General features: G+C 65.6%; 17 protein-coding genes and 1 pseudogene. 4 read left to right on the top strand and 14 right to left on the bottom strand.

Going from position 1 to position 18,301, the window contains the following annotated elements; translation table 11 throughout:
• Positions 1–26: 26 nt before the first annotated feature.
• The 9 genes and pseudogenes from ACFC02_RS05820 to ACFC02_RS05780 all read right to left on the bottom strand — a co-directional run bounded on the left by ACFC02_RS05820 (position 27) and on the right by ACFC02_RS05780 (position 6,205).
• A pseudogene (locus ACFC02_RS05820) lies at positions 27–1,400 on the bottom strand (tyrosine-type recombinase/integrase).
• Positions 1,397–1,567, bottom strand: coding sequence for a helix-turn-helix domain-containing protein (locus ACFC02_RS05815; protein WP_351936937.1), 171 nt, complete (start codon positions 1,565–1,567; stop codon positions 1,397–1,399). The pseudogene ACFC02_RS05820 and the gene ACFC02_RS05815 overlap by 4 nt, the downstream one beginning before the upstream one ends.
• Positions 1,567–2,868 carry a replication initiator gene (locus ACFC02_RS05810; RefSeq protein WP_376352787.1) on the bottom strand — a complete coding sequence of 434 codons (1,302 nt, stop codon included), beginning with the start codon at positions 2,866–2,868 and terminating at the stop codon, positions 1,567–1,569. Before ACFC02_RS05810 ends, ACFC02_RS05815 begins: the two co-directional genes overlap by 1 nt.
• A 173-nt stretch (positions 2,869–3,041) precedes the next feature.
• Positions 3,042–3,290 carry a SpdD protein gene (locus tag ACFC02_RS05805; protein WP_376352704.1) on the bottom strand — a complete coding sequence of 83 codons (249 nt, stop codon included), beginning with the start codon at positions 3,288–3,290 and terminating at the stop codon, positions 3,042–3,044.
• Between the two features lie 25 nt (positions 3,291–3,315).
• The gene (locus ACFC02_RS05800) at positions 3,316–3,510 is read right to left on the bottom strand and encodes a hypothetical protein (RefSeq protein ID WP_376352702.1); all 195 of its coding nucleotides are present in this window, start codon (positions 3,508–3,510) and stop codon (positions 3,316–3,318) included.
• Positions 3,511–3,526: 16 nt separating this feature from the next.
• On the bottom strand, positions 3,527–3,718 hold the full coding sequence (locus ACFC02_RS05795) for a mobile element transfer protein (RefSeq protein WP_376352699.1): 192 nt from the start codon (positions 3,716–3,718) through the stop codon (positions 3,527–3,529).
• An 11-nt stretch (positions 3,719–3,729) separates the two neighbouring features.
• Positions 3,730–4,401, bottom strand: coding sequence for a DUF2637 domain-containing protein (locus tag ACFC02_RS05790; protein WP_376352696.1), 672 nt, complete (start codon positions 4,399–4,401; stop codon positions 3,730–3,732).
• A 92-nt stretch (positions 4,402–4,493) separates the two neighbouring features.
• Positions 4,494–5,849, bottom strand: coding sequence for an FtsK/SpoIIIE domain-containing protein (locus ACFC02_RS05785; RefSeq protein WP_376352694.1), 1,356 nt, complete (start codon positions 5,847–5,849; stop codon positions 4,494–4,496).
• Entirely contained in the window at positions 5,849–6,205 is a 357-nt protein-coding gene (locus ACFC02_RS05780) for a hypothetical protein (protein WP_376352692.1), read from the bottom strand. Before ACFC02_RS05780 ends, ACFC02_RS05785 begins: the two co-directional genes overlap by 1 nt.
• Before the next feature lie 216 nt (positions 6,206–6,421).
• Between ACFC02_RS05780 and ACFC02_RS05775 the strand changes: the two genes are divergently transcribed.
• A complete protein-coding gene (locus tag ACFC02_RS05775) occupies positions 6,422–6,787 on the top strand; it encodes a hypothetical protein (protein WP_376352689.1) in 366 nt (121 codons plus the stop codon).
• Positions 6,788–6,812: 25 nt separating this feature from the next.
• On the opposite strand, the gene ACFC02_RS05770 is transcribed toward ACFC02_RS05775, so the two are convergent.
• Positions 6,813–7,601 carry a GntR family transcriptional regulator gene (locus ACFC02_RS05770; protein WP_376352686.1) on the bottom strand — a complete coding sequence of 263 codons (789 nt, stop codon included), beginning with the start codon at positions 7,599–7,601 and terminating at the stop codon, positions 6,813–6,815.
• 110 nt (positions 7,602–7,711) lie between these two features.
• On the opposite strand from ACFC02_RS05770, the gene ACFC02_RS05765 reads away from it, so the two are divergent.
• The 3 genes from ACFC02_RS05765 to ACFC02_RS05755 are packed head-to-tail and all read left to right on the top strand — an operon-like array spanning position 7,712 to position 8,989.
• Positions 7,712–8,119 carry an NUDIX hydrolase gene (locus ACFC02_RS05765; RefSeq protein ID WP_376352785.1) on the top strand — a complete coding sequence of 136 codons (408 nt, stop codon included), beginning with the start codon at positions 7,712–7,714 and terminating at the stop codon, positions 8,117–8,119.
• A gap of 46 nt (positions 8,120–8,165) precedes the next feature.
• On the top strand, positions 8,166–8,603 hold the full coding sequence (locus ACFC02_RS05760; RefSeq protein WP_376352683.1) for an ATP-binding protein: 438 nt from the start codon (positions 8,166–8,168) through the stop codon (positions 8,601–8,603).
• On the top strand, positions 8,597–8,989 hold the full coding sequence (locus ACFC02_RS05755) for a hypothetical protein (protein ID WP_376352680.1): 393 nt from the start codon (positions 8,597–8,599) through the stop codon (positions 8,987–8,989). Before ACFC02_RS05760 ends, ACFC02_RS05755 begins: the two co-directional genes overlap by 7 nt.
• A 357-nt stretch (positions 8,990–9,346) precedes the next feature.
• Here ACFC02_RS05755 and ACFC02_RS05750 read toward each other — a convergent pair whose 3' ends face one another.
• From ACFC02_RS05750 to ACFC02_RS05735, 4 genes are all read right to left on the bottom strand, one after another.
• Complete coding sequence (locus tag ACFC02_RS05750; RefSeq protein WP_376352678.1) at positions 9,347–11,545, bottom strand: AIPR family protein; 2,199 nt, start codon at positions 11,543–11,545, stop codon at positions 9,347–9,349.
• 199 nt (positions 11,546–11,744) lie between these two features.
• Complete coding sequence (locus ACFC02_RS05745) at positions 11,745–14,882, bottom strand: type I restriction endonuclease subunit R (protein ID WP_376352675.1); 3,138 nt, start codon at positions 14,880–14,882, stop codon at positions 11,745–11,747.
• Between the two features lie 124 nt (positions 14,883–15,006).
• Positions 15,007–16,314, bottom strand: coding sequence for a restriction endonuclease subunit S (locus ACFC02_RS05740; protein WP_376352672.1), 1,308 nt, complete (start codon positions 16,312–16,314; stop codon positions 15,007–15,009).
• A complete protein-coding gene (locus ACFC02_RS05735; RefSeq protein ID WP_376352669.1) occupies positions 16,311–18,275 on the bottom strand; it encodes an N-6 DNA methylase in 1,965 nt (654 codons plus the stop codon). The genes ACFC02_RS05740 and ACFC02_RS05735 overlap by 4 nt, the downstream gene beginning before the upstream one ends.
• Between the last annotated feature and the right edge of the window lie 26 nt (positions 18,276–18,301).

The raw sequence follows: 18,301 nt of genomic DNA, 5'->3' as shown, positions 1-18,301 counted from the left end.
GAGGCCTCGTACACGGTCAGGTGCCGTTATTCGTACTCGCGAAGCAGGTCCTCGATACGCCGGTTGGCAACGTCCTGCCGTCCGTCGAGGCACTTCGCGTACCGGGTCAGCAGGACCTCAACGCTGTTTCCGGCACGCTCGGCCACCTCGGTCGGGTCGACGCCGGCGTTGAGCCACGTCGACAGCGCCGAGTGGCGGAGGTCGTACGGCCGACTGGCGAGAGGCGAAGCCGCGACGGCTGGCGGCAGGGCGAGGAGCCGCGCTTCCTGCCAGACGCGGTAGTACGTCGAGGAGGGGACGACCGCGCCCTTCTCGCTGAAGAACAACCGCCCGTCGTCGGCAGTGCCGAAGGTGGCGAGATGCTCGCGAATGACGGCGACGAGGTGGGGTGGAATGGGCACCCGCCTGACGTCCTCAGTCGGTCGGTTCTTCAGTCCGCGGTCGTCGTGGGTCTCCCCCGAGTCGGTCCATTGCTTGCCAACAGACGGACGAGTCCGGTGGAGCAGCGCCGACCCCCAGCCCTGTTCGGGGAGGTTCAGGTCCGTTTCGACGAGGCCGACTGCTTCAGCTGGCCGGAGTCCGCCGAAGTACATGGAGGCGAAGAGACCCACCAAGCGGCGGCCACGGGCACGCCGGTAGCCGCCCACGTAGGAGACAGCCGCCAGGAGACTGCGAGCCTGCTCAGGGTTCGCGACTACACGGGGGTCAACCTGGTTGGAGACCTTCGGCTTCTGCCAGCGAACAGCAGTGATCGGGTTTTCACGCAGCTCCCCCAGGTCGACCGCATAGTTGGCAGCGTTGACTAGAGTCCGCCGCTTACGCCGCACGGTTTCGGCTGCTGCGGCCGTGCCGTCGAGCCGTAGTTTCAGTGAGTCCAGCACCGCACGGGCCATGGCCGGTTCAGCGAGATCGGCGAGCGGCCGCAATGCCTTCGACACCCAGTGAAGGACCTTGCGCACATCGTCCGGGACGTCTCGGTCATCGGGCCCCGGCAGGACGAAGGCCCAATTCCGGAGCGCCTTGCGGATGGCCTGGTCGGACGGCCGTCCAGCCCGCTCGTCGAGGAGCTCCACAGTCACACTGGTGAGCGACTCGTTGATGCCGTCGCGCGTGTTGGGTGCGGCATGGGGCCACTTCATCGCGAGGTACCGGAGGGCGAAGTCGTATCAGGAAACGGCCGACTTCTTCTGTTCCATGGACCCCGGTAGCCCGGACGTCTCATCGAATTCCTCGCCGTCGCGCATCGCCCGCATGAGTTTCGCGCGATAGTGATCGGCGAGTGCCTTCGTACGGAAGGAGTCGGAGAAGACGTTGCCAGCAACAGACCACCGAACGCCGTACGAGGGTGTTTTCGTATCACGCTTTCGTACGGCCCAGACCTTCACGTCGAGGGACTTCACGCGGCGGCCTCCAGCTGCCGCAGCCACGTGGTGAAGTCACTCCGCCACACCCGGAGCTCCCCGTTGGGCAGCTTGAATGCGGCCGGCCCGTACCCCAACTCACGCCAGCGGTAGAACGTCCGTCGAGAGACCCCGCCCAGTTCATCCAGGACTTGGCGAACGCTCATCAGCTCGTCGCGACGGGAGTCCACGTCGGTTCTCCTTCCGTGCCGGGTGCGGGTTCGAGGGATGCGGAGAGCCAGGCTTCGGCAGCGGACAGGCCCGTGCCGGCGAAGACCCAGTGGGCGAGGACGTACGTCGTCTCGGGTCCGCCCATGGGCTGTACGGCCGCGGCTTGGGCCCGGCGCCATTCAGCGCGGGCGTCGCGGAGTGCCCCGAGGGTGGTGGAGTAGCGGCGGGACTTGGTGGAGAAGTGGCCGCGGAAGCCGAGCATGTGGGCCCAGGCGCGGAGGCGGAGGTGTTCGAGGTCCTTGTGGGCGCCGAGGGTCCAGGCGGTTCGGATGAGTTGCCGGGCGTGGTCGCTGATGTCGAGCTGGGCGAGTTCGGCGGCGAACTTCAGCGGCCGGTCGAGAGCTCCCGTGGCGGTCTCGGCACCCTTGGTGGCGTACTTGGCGATGTAGGCGGCGACGGCCCGTTCGGTCAGTTCCGTGCCGGTATCGAAGTCGGCGGATCGGATGGTGCGGACGTCGAGTTGGCGGCCGAAGGCGAAGGTGTGGGTGTGTCCGTCGAGGGTCGGGCCGTCGACCTGAACCTTGGCGGTGGCCGTGCGGATGGCGTCGGTGAGGAGTTCGGCGGTGGCCCAGGGCGGGGGTGGGGTGTGACCACCCTCAGGGCCGTCGAGGCGGATGACGGCGTGGAAGTGGACGGCGCCGCGCTTCTGGTATTCGGCGACCTTGGCGAAGGAGACGCGGGCGTGGTCGCGTAGGTGACGCTGTGAGAGGCCCGCACGCCTGGCGACCTCACGGCGGAGGTAGATCGAGAAGCGACGCCAGAGGGCACCGGCGTGAGCGTTCCAGAGCACGGACGCTTCGTAGTCGTAAGTGTCCGGGGTCAGCGGAGTGCCAAGGGCGTCATCGTCTGGGTCGTGGTGAGTGCCGCAGCGGCACGCGCGGCCATCGGAACGGCGGTTGTGGACCGGCCCGAAGCCGGGAGCGGTGAAGGTGGCGAAGACGCGGGGGTGAGCGGCGACCTGGTCCGGAGTGCCCTTGCCGCCCCGGAGCCCAGCCGTGATCAGTTGGAAGGTGTCTCGGCGGTAGACCTCGGCGCAGGCAGGGCAGCGGGTCGTGCGGCGGTTGTTGCAGCGGACGAGGAGTTGGCCGGCGGGCAGGTCGGTCGAGTCGAGGTGCTGGAGGATGCGGCCGATCTCGCCGGTCACGGTGTCGACGTCGTACTCGGTGCGCCGGCCGTCCAGGCGGATGGGGTGCGTGCAGCCGCCGAGCCCGGAGAGCTGGCGGAGGATACCGGGCAGGGTGCCGTCCGCAGCGAGCTTGCCGAGTTCCGGGAGTGGGGGCGGGGTGGGGCGGGTGAAGATAGCGATCTCCTTCTGATGAGCACTTCGGGAGGAAGGGGCCTCCGGGGCGACGGATGCTGGGGCGCTTCGTGCCGCCCCGGAGGCTGACCGCTTGTCAGCCGCGGTGAGGTTCAGCGGCGGTGCTGGTCGCGGAGCAGGGAGCGCAGGACCACGGCGGCGACGGCGACGGAAATGGCCGTGACCGCGACCGCGGCCAGGAGCGCGGTGAGGACGACTCCGCCGACGAGGACAGCCGCCACGGTCTTCTGATCGATGGAGACCGAGGGGAGCGCGGGGCGCCGGATCGGGGCCGGGTCGGCGGGCGCGTGCGTGTGGGTGGGCTGCGGGGTGGGGTTGTCCGGGTACTTGGGCAGGAACACGGCAGCGATCTCCTTATCTACTCGTCTAGTTATGTGAGCCGTTTACGACGGACACTCCGGTCCGCGTGCCGGACTCGATGGCGGGGGCGAGGAAGGTGTGCGAGAGCCAGAAGCCGAAGAGGGCGACCAGGACGACGATCCAGGTGCGGACCCCGAGGTACTTGACCGCGGCCCAGGCGAAGAAGCCGAGGACGACGACGAGGGGGAGGTTGAGCGTCACGGGGTACGGGGTCCTTTCAGCGGACGGGGCAGCGGTGAGTACGGGCGGCGAGTTCGGCGGCAGCGCGACTGTCGTAGTCGGCGGAGAAGTTGCAGCGCGGGGCGGTGCAGGCGGCCGTGTGCTTCTCGCGACCGCGCCCGTCGTAGGCGGTGCCGACCTGGACGGGGCCGATGCGGGTGACGTTGCGGAAGCGGCGGTTGGCGGACATCGGACTTCCTTTCAGAGCTGGGCGGCGATGGCTTCGGCCATGGGCGCCGGAACGCCGAGACGGGCCCGGAGGGTCGGGGTGTCGATCGGGGCGCCGGTACGGGTGTGGTGCTCGGCGGCGACCTTGCGGGCGTGAGCGACCAGGGCGGCCGGGACCGGGACATTGGGGACCGCGACGACCGGAGCCGCGACGGGCGTGCGTTCAGGTGGTGCGTCGATGGCGCGCAGGACTGGAATGGACGGCTCTCGGGCGGGTTCGGGCTCGTCCTCCTGGTCCACCTGGTCCTCGATCTCTTCGGCGACCGCGGCACGGGGCGCACCGGGAGCCGAGTGGGCGAGGAGGGTGCCTCCGAGGAAGGCGACGGCGGGCCAGCCCGCGACGAGGATGCGTAGCCAGGCCGGGACGTTGCCGAGGTCGAGGAGGCCGGCGGTGGCGACGTTCGCGCCGAGGGAGGCGGCGAGTGCAATGACGAACCAGCACCAGGCCGCGCCCTTGCCGGAGCCGGAACGCAGCCGACGCCAGGCGGCGACGAGCAGCAGGTCCACGGAGATCGGGTAGGCCCAGGCTTTCCAGCCGTCCTGTCCGGCGGCCGTGGCGACGTCGTGGATGTGGGCAAAGGACAGTGCGGCAGCGATGAGCGCCTGTACGAGCACCGCGTCGACACGGGCCAGTTGTGCGCGCATGAGGACGCCTCCTTCCGGCTTCGGGCATGGGAGGGGTAGGGACGTGGCGCGAGGCGGTCACGCCGACCGATGAAGGGGTGCGGAAGCAGCGGCTAGGCCGCGACGGCCGACGACTCGACTTGCCACTGAGGCACGTCGGGCCGGAAGGCCTTCAGCGCGGGTACGTCGGGGACCAGGTGCGCGGACTGGCGGCAGATGTCGGCGGCGGTGCCGAGGGGCAGGTACGGGGTGCGGATGCGGGACCAGCCGCCGGACGTGTCCCCCGCGACGGCGAGGCCGGGCAGTTCGGGTGCGATGGCGCAGGCGGCCGATACGGCCTCCGGTGCGATGTCGCCGAGGGCCATCTTGGCGGAGGCTTCGTCGTTGACGCGGTGGCAGACGCGGCCGGTGAGCTGGGCGCGGAGCATGGTGGCGCCCTTGCCGAGTTCGGCGCCGAAGCGCTGTCCGCAGACCTCCAGGTAGATGCCGGCGGCGCGGCCGAGCTGGGCGAGGCGGATGAGCTGGGTGACCATCTCGTCCCGCCGTTCCTCGTCCTTGCGGGTGGCGACGAGGAAGAGTTCCGCGACTTCGTCGACGAACAGCACGACGGGCACGGGCCGTTCGTTCTCGGGGAGTCCCCAGATGTCCGAGGTGATCTCCTCGTCGGGGGTGCCGGGTGCGATGCCCTGCCGGGCTTTGATCAGGTCGTACCGGTCCTCCATCTCCTTCACGAGGACGGGCAGGAGCTCCGCGGCTTCGTCGGGGTCGGTGGCGAGTGCGGACAGGCGGGAGGCGAACGGCGCCAGCTCGACGCCGCGCTTGCAGTCGATGCCAACGAGGGCGACGTCCTGCGGAGCGAGCCCGGAGACGAGATGCCGCAGGTACATGGACTTGCCCGAGAGCGCGGCGCCCAGGGTGAGTTGGTGGGGAACGGTCCGGTAGTCGCGCACGAAGGGCATGGCGTCCTCCCGCAGCGCGACCGGGACCTTGAGGAACCCGGCGTCGACCTTGCGCGGCATGCGGACCTTGCGCAGGACGTCGAAGCCGACGAGCCGCAGTTCCACGACCCCCGGTTTGACGGTGGTGACGTAGACGGCGTGGACGCCCCAGGCGTGCCGCAGCCGTTCGGCCGAGGCGGCGACGTCGGCGGGTTCCTGCCCCGGAGCGAGGCGGAGACGCAGCCGTAAGCCGGTGGTCGTGGGTCGGATGATCCCCCGGCGAGGCGGAACGGGCCGCACCTCCCGACGGGTTGTGGCCTTGACGGCCAGGACCCGCAGCCGGGACGGAGCGACGGTCAGCCCGCAGGCTTCCATGACCGAGCCGTACGAGCTGAGCAGCCGGACGGTGGATATCGGCCCGCCGACCGCCGACCAGTACAGGGCCGGATGCTGGCCCCTGGTGTAGGCAGCCCCGCCGCCGAGTGCGGCGACAGGACCACCCACCTCCAGAAGCGACACGAGATCGGTCATCAGGCCGTGGCCCCCATAGCGGCCGGGAAGGTGGCCGGCGTGACGGCGGCGGCGCGGTAGGCGATGCCGTGGCGCTGCTGCCCGTTGAACACCGATTCCCACGGTCGGGCGACGAGCCCCGGCAGCGAGACCGGCGAGCCGAGCGCCAGCCCCTCGGACACACCGCCCTCCGGAACGGTGACCTTGATGAGCGAGGACTCCCCGTCCTCGATGTACACGACGCCGATGGTCATCAGCGCCTCACCGCTCACGGCGTCCTTGGCGATCTCGCCCGTCTGCCGGTCGCGGACCTTCGGTTCGGGGGCCTCCGTCAACAGGATCGTCGCGGCGGAGGTCTCAACACGGACGGTGCGCACGATGGGTCCTATCTACTCGTCTATACAAGGTGCGATCTGGGAACCCGGCTGTCGGGGCCACACGGATCACCCTGCCACACGACTTGCCCACTCGTCTATACGAGTAAGCGTGTTTGAGTGTACGAGTTCGGAAGAACGACCACACGGCCCAAGCAGAACGGCCACAGCGGCTTGCCGAGAACCCTCACTGTCAGACCCCTCCGTCATGCTCCACCCATGCTAATTGCGACGAACGTTCAGGGGCACGCCGTGAAGCGCCCCTCCAAGCCGGCGATAGGCACGATGCTCGCGAACCTGGGACAGGGCGACCACCTGATCCTGGAGCGGCAGGACGAGGACCGCGAGGGCGACTGGTACATCCAGGTGCTGTTCCGCGACAACAACACCTACCAACTGGAGTACCGGGACGGCGTCGCCGCAGAGCACTACCAAACCCTGACCGCCTCCCAGGACAAGGCCCGTCAGGTCCTCCTCGACTGGACGGCCGACAAGCCGGGCTGGCAGGACGGCTTCATGTGGAACAACATCGGCGCCATGTTCGCCGCCCCGGTCGTCGAAGCCACGGATCAGCCCACCCCCTAGCACCGCACTCCCGCCCGTCATGCGATCAGGTCGCCGGGAGCTGATACGACAGTACGTAGGCGTCCGCCGCCATGACCGTGTCGCACACTTCGACCGCCCGTCCCTCAGTGTCGAAGGCGGTCCGGATCAGATGGATCACGGGCACGCCGGCCGCGAGGTGGAGCGTCTTGACCTCGGAGGGCGAGGGCATCCGAGCGCGGATCTCCTCTTCGAAGTGGTCGAGGCGATGGCCCAGCTCTTCCAGGCGGGCGTAGATGCCGCCGGGGCCGGGGTTGGGTTCGGCGATCTGGGTGCCGCGGGCGATGTCGAGGGGGAGGTAGGAGGTCGCGAACTCCACGGGTCGCCCGTCCAGCAGATACCGGCGCCGCCGGGCCAGCACACGTCGGACGGACCCGAGCCGGGTGGAGACGTCCTGACTGGCCTTCTCTTCCTTTACCTCAAGGCTGTCGACCTGGGGGTGGCTGCCGACGGCGTCCGCTTCCACGATGAACGCGGACTTTCCTTGCTCACGATGGCGCCGTGCGAACCGGTCGGAGGCGAGGCGCCGCACCGGCGGCCGGGGCCGCACGAAGACGCCCTTGCCGTGTTCGGCGTGGACCAGGCCTTCGCCGGTGAGGATGGAGAAGGAGTTGCGGACGGTCATCCGGGAGACCCCGTAATGCTCGACCAGCTCCGCTTCGGAGGGCAGTTTCTCGCCCTCACGGAATCGCCCGCGGTCGATGGCCTCGCGCAGTTGGTCGGCGATCTGCCGAAAGACCGCACGATCGCTCGTGGGGTCGAGATCACCGAGGAGGCCCGAAGAAAGAGGGCTCACTGTGTGTACTCCATTAGGTATCTAGACGAGTGGGCGAGTGAAGTTGCTACGGTGGAGAGCCTAGCCATCCGGGAGGGCCGAGGAACGTGAGCACAGAACGCCCGCACTCCGTGAGCGTCGCCGGGGTAGTCGTCGACGCCCAGGGCCGTGCCCTCCTGATCCAGCGCCGTGACAACGGCAAGTGGGAGCCCCCGGGCGGTGTGCTCGAACGCGAGGAGACCATCCCTGAGGCCCTGCAACGCGAGGTCCTCGAAGAGACCGGCATCAAGATCGCTCTTCCGGCGACCCTGACCGGCGTCTACAAGAACATGACAGGCCTGATCGTCTCCCTGGTCTTCCGCTGCGAGGCCGCCGAGGGCGCGCCCACAACCGGCGACGAGACCCGTGCACTGCGCTGGGTCACCAGCAAAGAAGTCACCGACCTGGCCGACGAGGCATACGCGATCCGCGTCCTGGACGCACTCGACGCGATGACCCCGCCGGCAGTCCGCGCCCACGACGGCGTGAAACTCGTCTAGCCCGAACCCGCTGCACATGGCGGCCTACCAGCACGAAGGAACTTGTATGCACGAGTATACGAGTACAACGAGGGTCTGGGGACTGTCTTGCCCAGGATTCCCGGAAGAGGTCAGCCGGGCCCGGCGCTGGACCCGCGACATCCTGCGCGACTCCCCCTTAGCCGAGGACGTCGAACTGATCGTGAGCGAGCTGAGCGCGAACGCGATCCTCCATACGGCCAGCGGCTGTGAGTCGGGCAGCTTCCACCTTGCCGTGGCCGTCTCCGCTCAGGTGGTCGCGGTATCGGTGACCGACGGCGGAGGCGGGAGAACGGCGCCCAAGGTCAAGCAGGTCGAGCACCAGGACCAGGACGGCGAACACGGCCGCGGACTCGGCATGGTCAGCGCGCTCGCCCACCGGGTCGTCATCCACGAAAGCCAGGCCGGCCACACGGTCACCGCGGAGCTCTTCACCGACGAACACCTCAGCGGGTTCCCATGCTGAAGCTGACGGGAGCTCCCGGATTCTGGTGCGAGTGCTGGACCCGGGACCTGGACGACGGCCAGCCGCCAACACTCTTCGCCTCATACGACGCCCACACCGAAGTCGAGGCGAACAACTGGGTCTCCACGATCCTGCGGACCATCTCACCGGCCCTCGACACAGACACCTCAGAGGAAGCCTGGGAACGGCTCTACGACCACCGCGTCAACACACGCCGAGCCCTGCTACGCCGCGTGCCCTGGACGGTATCCGTGACCCACGCCCGCACGCTCATCACCTGGACCGTGAGCCCGGTGACCTACCTACCACTTGCGCACCGCCACGGCATCGAACTCCCCCTGTGCGCATACGCCTTCAAGCCCCACACACCCCGAACAACCGAGTGAGTTACAACTTTCTCTACTGGTTCAAGGCGGCTCGCTACGCTCCCCGCGCGCGGCCCGGCCCCCGGCCAGGCCTGCGCTCCTGTCTCCGCCCCGCTCCAGCCCGGCCGGCGCCCGTGCCGCGCGCACAGCAATCAGCCGCCTAACGCCAGAGAAGGGGCACGTCGTGGCTGGGGCGGTCGGCTCCACGGCTTTACGGAGCCACTTTGGCGCGAGCCTCGAAGATCATGGCCCCAACGTCGTGCTTTACCGGGCAGGTCCACAGACTGCCCGACGCGCCGGAAGCTTACGGGGCCATGATCACTCGCGCCAAAGCAGCGCCACCCCAAAGCCGCTCCACCGCTCGCGTGGTCGATGTCTCTACTGGCTGGCTCCGTCCTCGTTCTGGCGGCCCGGTTCATCGGACTCATCCGGCTCCTCCAGGTCCCCCAGCGTCCGCCAGGCGAGATCAGCGAGCGTGTCGCCCGAGGATGTGACCCAGCGGGCCGTCCCTTGGTTGGCGACGGGCCGGTCCGCCCATGCGGCGAGTTCCCAAATGCGGGTAATCAGCCCCGAAGGAGAGTACTGCTGGCCGTCTGCGGCCCAGACGACCGGTTTCGTCCGGTGATTAGTCCACGTAGCTCGACCGCGCTGCGGATCGTCCGCAAGCCATTCCTTGAGCGCCTCGGCCTCCAGCGGGTAGGCCGTGCTGAGCGTAAGGGGCTCGCCTTCATTCAAGACTCGCTTGTCAACGAGGACCTGAACGGCGTTAGGGCGGCGGCGCTTACGCGCGGGCCTGACGCGCCGGTACGTGTCCGCGATGATGCCGCCCTTGCCCTGCGCCATGGCCTCGATAACCCGTTCGGTGACCTCACGGCAGCGGTCGGTGTCCGAGCACACGGCCCGGATCTGCGGGCGGCGCTCGGAGAGCGCGTCGATGACCTGGATGGTGAGGGGCAGCAGCCGCTCGACGATGTCTCTCGTCTTCGCCTTAGCCTCTTCAGCCCAGGTCAGCTTGGTGTCGGGCTCGTCGATCCCCTCAGTGTCGAGAAGCCGGAACACCAGATGGGCAAGCAGGTAAGTGCCGTGTTCCGTGAGCGCGGCGGCCCGGCCCTCGTAGCGCTTGCGGAGGTCGAGGAGACAGCGTCGCACTTCACGCAGGACCTGAACAGCGTTCCACAGTAGGTAGACACCCGGCCTCGGGCGAAACAGCACGTCGTAGACCCCCTGTGGGCCGCGCTCCCACAGGGGATCTAGCGCGAGAGCGATCCGGGCCGCGTACTGGCTGTCGGCATGGGCGCAGGCCAAAGCGACGGCCGCCTCGACGACGGTGCAGCCGGATTCTTCGGGGAGGTCGACCTCGCTGCGTTGTACTCCGTACTCCAGACCGAGTTCCGCCCGCATTTCGTCCAATATATCGCCTTGCACCGGATCGAGGGCGATAAAGTCTCGGTCGCCCACGCTGTTTTGACGGTTAGTGGCACGCGTGGTGTTGCTCGCGAATTCCTTGGCCGCATGCGTGACGATAATGCGAACACTGATCTTGGCCTCGGCAGCCACGTCCTCCCTCTCCAGAGCCTCCGCGACGGCGCGCACGGTCTGGGCTCCGTTCACCACGCTGGCGTTGAACAGGGTCAATTTCAGGGGCTTTTGCTGGGGGGCACGGGCCGATCGCTCGACCTTCTCCACGCGGTCACAGAGCACAGTGATGCCGTTGTTGTAGTACCAGAAGTTGGCTGGCTCCTCTGTGAGGGTGGTGATCAAGGAGTTGTTGATGGGAGTCCTACCCAGAGGCTTGCGAATGTTTAGGTTGAACAGATTCGTCCCGTGTTCCTCCGCCCAGGCTGCGACTTGCTCGGCGTCGATGACTCCCTGGTAGGACTCGTACAGCGCGTCGGAACCCATCCCGAACCAGGGATACAACTCCGCGGTCAGGTTCACCGGCTCAGGCGCCTGGTCGGCTCGTACGGACGCCCACACCTCGGGAGCCAAGATGATCCGGTTGCCGAGTACCGGGCCGTATCGGTTGAACTCGTCCTCCCCGTTCTTAATCGCCTGCATGAAGCCCTCACCGGGCATGTCGGGTCGCATCATCACCACGACCTGGGTGACAGGGACGGTCCCCTGGTCCATGACGGACTTGGCGTACTCGGCCAGCCTCCGCCCCCGCGGATTGAACGGAGCGAAGTTCTCCTCATCGATTAGCCGGAGGCCAGCGAGAAGTTCGAGCACGGCCTGCCGCTCCCCTTTGGCCTTACCCTCGGGGCTCCACTTGCTCTGGACGAGATAAACGTGGGGTTTGGCCCCCTCGACCACGGCGATCGCGTCGATGCCCTGATCAAGGTCTCCGTCGATGACGGTGGCGGCAGCCTCCTCTGGACTGAAGTTAGTGACGATCCGCACCGCTTGGGCGGCTAGCGCCCTGGAGGTGCAACGCTTCTCAAACTCATCCCCTGTGTACTTGGCGGCGAGGTCGCTGGTATCCAGAAGGTCGGCGTAGATCTTCCGGAGGGCGTTGCCAACCTGCCGCACCTGGGTGTTCAGGTCAGGTTTCCCGCCCTTGGGGTGCTGTACGTTCATGCTTCTTTTCCCTCCCCATAGCGGAGCCGACCGGCCCCACATCTTGCTGGCCCAGAATCGTCCGCTAAACCGCGTTCAGAGCCTTTGAGGCACACCGCTAGAATTGAGAAATCCACCCATACCCGACCGTGGTTGGCGGTTCTTTCCAGCACGGATACAACACAACAGCGACGTGACCATCTCGGTGAATCGCGGTGTTTCATCCCGAGGCCGCTTTACCCTCTTTAGCCCCCTCCTCTTTGGCCTCGGCTTGGGTCTTAACTGCCCGGTAGAACAGCGAGGCCAGTGCCTTTACAAGGGGATCGGTGTCACTGGAGGCAGCGTAGATGTCTTCGTTCATCTTCTCGAAGGCAGTGTCGTTATCCGACAGCGCACTGACCAAGGAGAAGTAGAAGTCCGGGGAATCGTCGAATTGTGCCTCGGTGTTGGCTCGGACTTGCTGTACGAGGGTCTCGTCTTCCAACAGGCTGCGCAGTACCGCCTCCACGTAAGCGGTCTTCTTGCCTGCGGAAATCGTGTCGCCGTAACGCTGATTGAGCAAATCGATAACCGCGCTAAAGGCAACCTTCTCGTCCTTCTTGCGTAGACCGGTGCCGGCGCCAGTGATGCCGCGCAGGTCGACGTCGCCAGCGAGCTTGATCGAAGTGATGCCCTGGTCCTTCTGCTCAATGTGGTCCAGATGCAGGCTGGAAGTGTCGATCTCGGCAGTCAAGTTGTCCGGGCGGATTACGCGGGCTAGCAGCGACAGGTAAATGTGCTTCTTGGCCAAGTCAGGATCGGCGTAGTTCACGATCTGGCTCATGAAGTCGTACAAGCGCACGAACGAGCCGACGTCCTTGCGGAACAGGTCCAGCAGGTCCCGCTCGGCCTGCCCGTCCGGGCCGGCCAGGATAGCGACCTCGAAGCGCTCCTTGAAGCGACGTTTGCCCGGGTCGATCCGGTGGGCCAGGGCCTCGTGCCCCAGGCCTTTGACGTGGGCCTCCGCCACCGCGTCGACCTCGGCAGTGGTGTAGATACCGACCTGGTCAAGCTTGGTCTCGATGTCGTAGACCAGGTTTGGGTCCATCCGCGTCTCCAGGCGCACGCCCTTATAGAAGGGCTCGAACGCCAGGCGTATGTCCTCGGGGGTGTTGGCGAAGTCGACGATCTGCGTCATCGCCGAGGTCTTGACCGTGCCTTTAGCCGTCACGTGTGTGCGGTTCAGCCGCGAGAGGGTCTGCACGGCTGTGACCCCGGGCAATTTCTTGTCTACGTACATGGCACAGAGCAGGGGCTGATCGAATCCGGTCTGGAACTTATTGGCAACGATCATCAGCTGGTAGTCGTCCGTGGCAAACTCGGTGCGCAGGTCGTACACGCCTGGGTTCATGTTCGCTTCGGAGAACTCCTGCCCGTCGGCCCCGTAGTGGTCGTCCCTGACTGTATTGGAGAAGGCGATCAGAGTGCCGTAGCGGTAGCCCTTGCGCTGAATGTGAGCGTCGATCTCGTGCTTATAGCGCACCGCGCCTATCCGCGAGTCGGCCACGACCATGGCCTTGGCCTTGCCGTCCAGCAAGTGGGAGACGTTGTCGCGAAAGTGCTCCACGATGATGGCTGCCTTCTGCGCGATGGTCTGCGGGTGGTGCTTGACCCATGTCATGACCCCTTTGCGTGCATGGGCGGCATCGACCTGCGTGTTGGCGGCCTCGGCGTCCTGGGCGACCTTAAACGCTATCTTGTAGGAGTGGTATCCCTCGAGGACGTCGAGGATGAAGCCCTCGCCAATGGCCTGCTTCATCGTGTACTCGTGGAACGGCACCGGCGCGGCGTCAGGGATCCCGGCCGGCGGGCGGCCAAACATCTCTAGCGTCTTGTCCTTCGGGGTGGCCGTGAACGCGAAGAACGAGATGTTCTTGCTGGAGGCCCGCTCGGCGGCCTCAGCCATGAGGACAGACTCGGCGTCGATCTCCCCGCCGTCTTCGAGGTCGGCCAGTTCCTGGGAGGTCAGGACGGCCTTCATCTTGGCCGCGACCTGCCCCGACTGCGAGGAGTGTGCCTCGTCGGCGATAACCGCGAACTTCTTGCCCACCAGGCCTTTGGACTGGCGGATCTCCTTCATCGCGAATGGGAACGTCTGCAGAGTGACGACCACGATCAGCTTCCCGTTGGACAGGGCCTGGGCCAGCAAACCCGACTTGGCCTTGCCAACCGCTGACGCCGACTTGCGGTCGACAGTGGTCACCACCCCCTGCACCCCGCCGTCCAGCTGCCGGATGGCTTCCTGCAACTGGTCATCCAGCACCGTGCGGTCAGTGACCACGATGACGGAGTTGAAGACCTTGGTGTCGTCCACCTGTAGGCGGGCCAGGCGGTGGGCCAGCCATGCGATCGAGTCCGTCTTACCCGAGCCTGCCGAGTGCTGCACCAGGTACCGGTGTCCCACGCCTTCGGCCTTGACAGCGTCGGTCAGCTGGGTGACCGCTTCCCATTGGTGGAAGCGGGGGAAGCGCACCGTTCCATCCTTAAGGTAGACAAAGCGGTGAAGGATCCCCATCCACACGTCCTTCTGCAGCACATGGCGCCACAGGTAGTCCGTGCGCGAACCGGTCCCCGAGGGAGGGTTTCCGATCCCGCCGTCGTACCCGCGGTTGAACGGCAGGAACCTGGTCTTGCCACCAGCAAGGGCGGTGGTCATCCACACCTCGTCATTGGAGACCGCGAAGTGCACCAGTGCACCCCGCCCCGGGGTCAGCAGTGGCTCGACGTGCTTGGTCTTGGGATCTTTGGGCAGGCGCGTGGTGCGGTATTGCCGCTTGGCCTCCTCGACCGACTGCGTCATGTCGGTCTTGAGCTCTGCTGTGGCCACCGGAATGCCATTGACGAAGAAAACCAGGTCGATCCGGTTACCGTTGACGGTGGAGTACTCCACCTCCTCCATCACCCGCAGACGCACTTTGGAATAGTCCCGAACTGTGGTTGGGTTATGCGTCGTTTCGGGCTGCTCCTGGGACATGCGCAGCGTGCCGGCCGGGACCATCTTGAAGCCGTTGCGCAGCACGTTCAGCGTCCCTCCCCCGGAGGAGGTCGGAGCTGCCAACACCTTGACCAGACGGTTGAGCAGGTTCTCGGTCTGCTTTACCAGGTCTCCGTCGGGGCGGATGACCTTGGCCAGTGCCTCGGGCTGGGTATCCTGCAACCATCCGATCACGTCATCCGGGAACAGGGCACGCTCGGCATCGTACCCTTCGCCATTGCGCGACCACTCCCACTTCTTGGAGTGCAGGTAGGATGCGATCTCGTCCTGGAACTTGAACTCCAGATAGGAGTTCTGAACCACGGCTTTACGGCTCTCGTCCATCCGAGCGCTACTCCAGCTTCAGCAGGTCCCGCAGCTTCTAAGATGCGGGGGAGGTCGTTGTTCATGAGGCCGACGACGGGTGACCCCGCCAGCAATCGAGCGGGCGAGGCCACTTCGTGAGTAATTACTTGCACATTTCCTTGAGTGGGATCTGCCCGGTCACCGCAGCAGTGATCAGCGCAGATCGGCGCTCCAGCGACAGTTCGACTAGAAGCTCCGACTCCTCGATCAGCTTGTCAATGCGCGTGGTGTGCTCGACGATGTAGTCCACGATCGCCTGCTGCTCATCTCGCGGCGGCACCGGGATACGGATCGCAGCCGCGGTCGGCTGGTAGATCGTCTTGTGTGTCGAGCCCATCATCAGGGCGTTGAACTCCTGACGCATTGCCCGGAACAGCCACACCAGGTACTCCGGTAGCAGCTCAGGACCACACACCCAGTTCCAGTAATCCTGGCTGGTCGCCATGGGCTCGGGCGTGATCCCGGAGAACCCGACCGAGGCTGTGCGTGACAGCATGACGGTTCCTGCGGGCAGGAGTTCGGCGGCCGAGTTAGCCAGACCCAGCTCGCTGATCTTGCTTTGGGTCTCGCTGACGTACATTTCCTTGCCAGGACGGAGCTGCCACACGTCCGCGAGAGTCATCCAGGGGATCGTGCAGTTCTCCCAGTACTCCGGCTTGCTCCGACTCGGCGTGTGCCCTGTCTTCATCTGGGCAAAACGACGAACGTTCGCCACCCTCCAGTGAGCAGGCACCTCAGGAGCCCAAGATAGGTTGCCGTCACGCAACTCGGAGGAGGCGTCGAGACCTCGAGTAACTGCGCGCTCGACGAGAGCAGTTCGACGGGCACGCAACATCTCGACCAAGGACTGTTGCTCAGCGACCATTTCATCGATCCCGCTAAGCTCACGGTTCAGGAAGCCCGCAATTGCGGTCTGCTCCTCCAACGGAGGCAGAAGCCACGGAGCATCAGCGAGGTCTTCGCGGTTGATCTTCGGCATCTTCACGCGCAGCGACGTGACTGAAGCGAACCGGTGAAACGGCCGAGCAAGGATTTGGTAGAGGGCGTACCTCTTGTCGGTGCGCCCGAGGACTGTCAGCGGGTACATGTCGGCGCTGCACAGACAGTCTTCGGTTGCGATCGTCGCCTTGTTCAGGGCGGGTCGAATCTTCGAATAGATGATTTGTCCTGCAAGAACGCGGTACTTGCCGCTGCTGGCACCCTGCTCTGCCGCCGTCTCCCGGGAGAGGACTCTTCCGGTGCCCGACTCGATGTGATTGGGGGCGATGAGGGTAACGTCGCGCCATTCGGGGGACGTCGGATCCACCTGCCCACCCGCAATGACAACTTCGCGCCTCAGCCTGCTGAGCCTCCAGTGGGCAGGGATCACCGGCGCCCACTCGTTCCCGGTCTCTGTCAGAGTCTGGTTCACGCCTCCACCGCCTTCAGCATCCCGAGGATCTTGGCGATCTGGGACTCGAGAGCAGCGTCAATCTCAGCCAGTGGGCGAGGAGGCTCATACTTATAGAAGATTCGGTTGATGGGAATCTCATAGCCCACCCTGGTGTCCTTGTGAATCACCTCAGCCTTGAGCGCGTAGGGCAGAACCTCGGCTTCCATGTATGCCTGGACCGTCTGCTCGTACCCATGCTCGCCGTTGTGGTTACCCGCATAGGTGAAAGGGACATTTTCGGTGTCGGTCGCACCCATGACGGGCTTGCCCTTGGTATCCAGGACGACCTCGCCCTCGGGGTCCTCGGCTCGTAGCGCGACAGCGAGGTTGCGGTACTGAGCCGGGGTCAGGGCCAGACCGACCGGGACGAATGAGGTTCGCACGGCGTCGAGGAATTCTTCGCGGGCACGGTAGATCTGCTCACCCATCTCGGCCAGGGCCTTGAGGTAGGGGGCCGGATCGTTGGTCTTACCGAAGACCTTGGTCAGGGTCTTCTCGTCGAGATCCGCAGCACGGGCGGCCGAGTAGTTGACACGCAGCGGCGTGGCCACGGTGATGGTCCAGTACCCGAAGGTCTCGTTGGGAAGGATCTTGGACTGCTCGCCGTCCTCGTAGGCGTCATACAGAGCGACGATTTGCTCGCGCGCGGTTTCGTTGAGTTCCTTACGCTTGGAGCCCAGGGACTTCATCTTGGTGCCCATGCCGGTGGCGTCGATCAATTGGACCTTGCCCTGACGCTGGGGCTTCTTGGTGTTGTCCAGGATCCAGATATATGTTGCGATACCGGTGTTGTAGAACATGTCGGTCGGCAGGGCCACGATCGCGTCGACCAGGTCATTCTCCAACAGCCACTGGCGGATCTTCGACGGTCCGGACTCGGCGGCCCCGTTGAACAACGGAGAGGCATTCATGACGATGCCAGCGCGGCCGCCGCCGTCCTTGGCAGGGCGCATCTTGTGGGCCAGGTGGCTCAGGAACAGCATCTGACCGTCGTTGATCGGGGGCAGGCCGTGGCCGAAGCGGCCCTTACCGTGGGACGACTTGAGCTCCTTGGCAATGGCTTTCTTGGATGCCTTCCAGTCCATACCGTAGGGCGGGTTGGACATGCAGAAGTCGAAGGTCTGGCCGGCGAACTTGTCGTCGGCGAGGGTGTCGCCCAGGCGGATGTTATCGACGTCCTGACCCTTGCTGATCATGTCAGCCTTGCAGATAGCGTAGGACTGGTCGTTGACCTCCTGCCCGTACAGCCGCAGGCGCGCCTGAGGGTTTCTGCCCGGGCCGGTCAGGACATTCTCGGCCATGGACAGCATGCCGCCGGTGCCCGCGGTGGGGTCGTAGATGGAGCGGACCACGCCGGGCTCCATAAGGGCCGCCGTGTCCTCGGCGAACAACAGGTCGACCATCAGGCGGATCGCGTCGCGCGGGGTGAAGTGCTCGCCGGCGGTCTCGTTGGAAGCCTCTGCGAACTTGCGGATGACGTACTCGTACAGGTCACCCATCTTGGAGTTGGACACCACCGACGGGTGCAGGTCCATTCCGGCGAAGGCCTCAACGACGTAGAACAGGCGGTGCTTCTCAGCGAGCTTGTCGATGGTCTTCTCAAACTCGAATTTCTCAAAGATGTCGATATTCTCCGAGAAAGAGTTGGCGTAGTCGACCAGGTTGGCGCGCAGCCCGTCGGGGTCTTCCAACAAGCGCGGGAAGTCGAACTTGCTGGTGTTGTAGAACGGCAGGCCGGTGTGCTTTCGGACCTGGACGTCTAGGACCTTGCCTTCATACTTGCTGGCAAGCTCGCGCACCTGGTCGCGGGTGGATGCCAGGGTGCAGTCCAGGCGGCGCAGTACGGTGAAGGGCAGGATGACATCGCCGTACTGGTTCGGCTTGAACGGGCCGCGCAGGCCGTCCGCGATGTTCCAGGCCATCTGGCCAAGGTTGCTCATGGCGTCCTAGTTTCTAAGTTCGTCGT

The organism is Streptomyces sp. NPDC056160, assembly GCF_042268205.1.
GTDB lineage: Bacteria > Actinomycetota > Actinomycetes > Streptomycetales > Streptomycetaceae > Streptomyces.
This window is presented reverse-complemented; position numbering and strand designations above follow the sequence as displayed.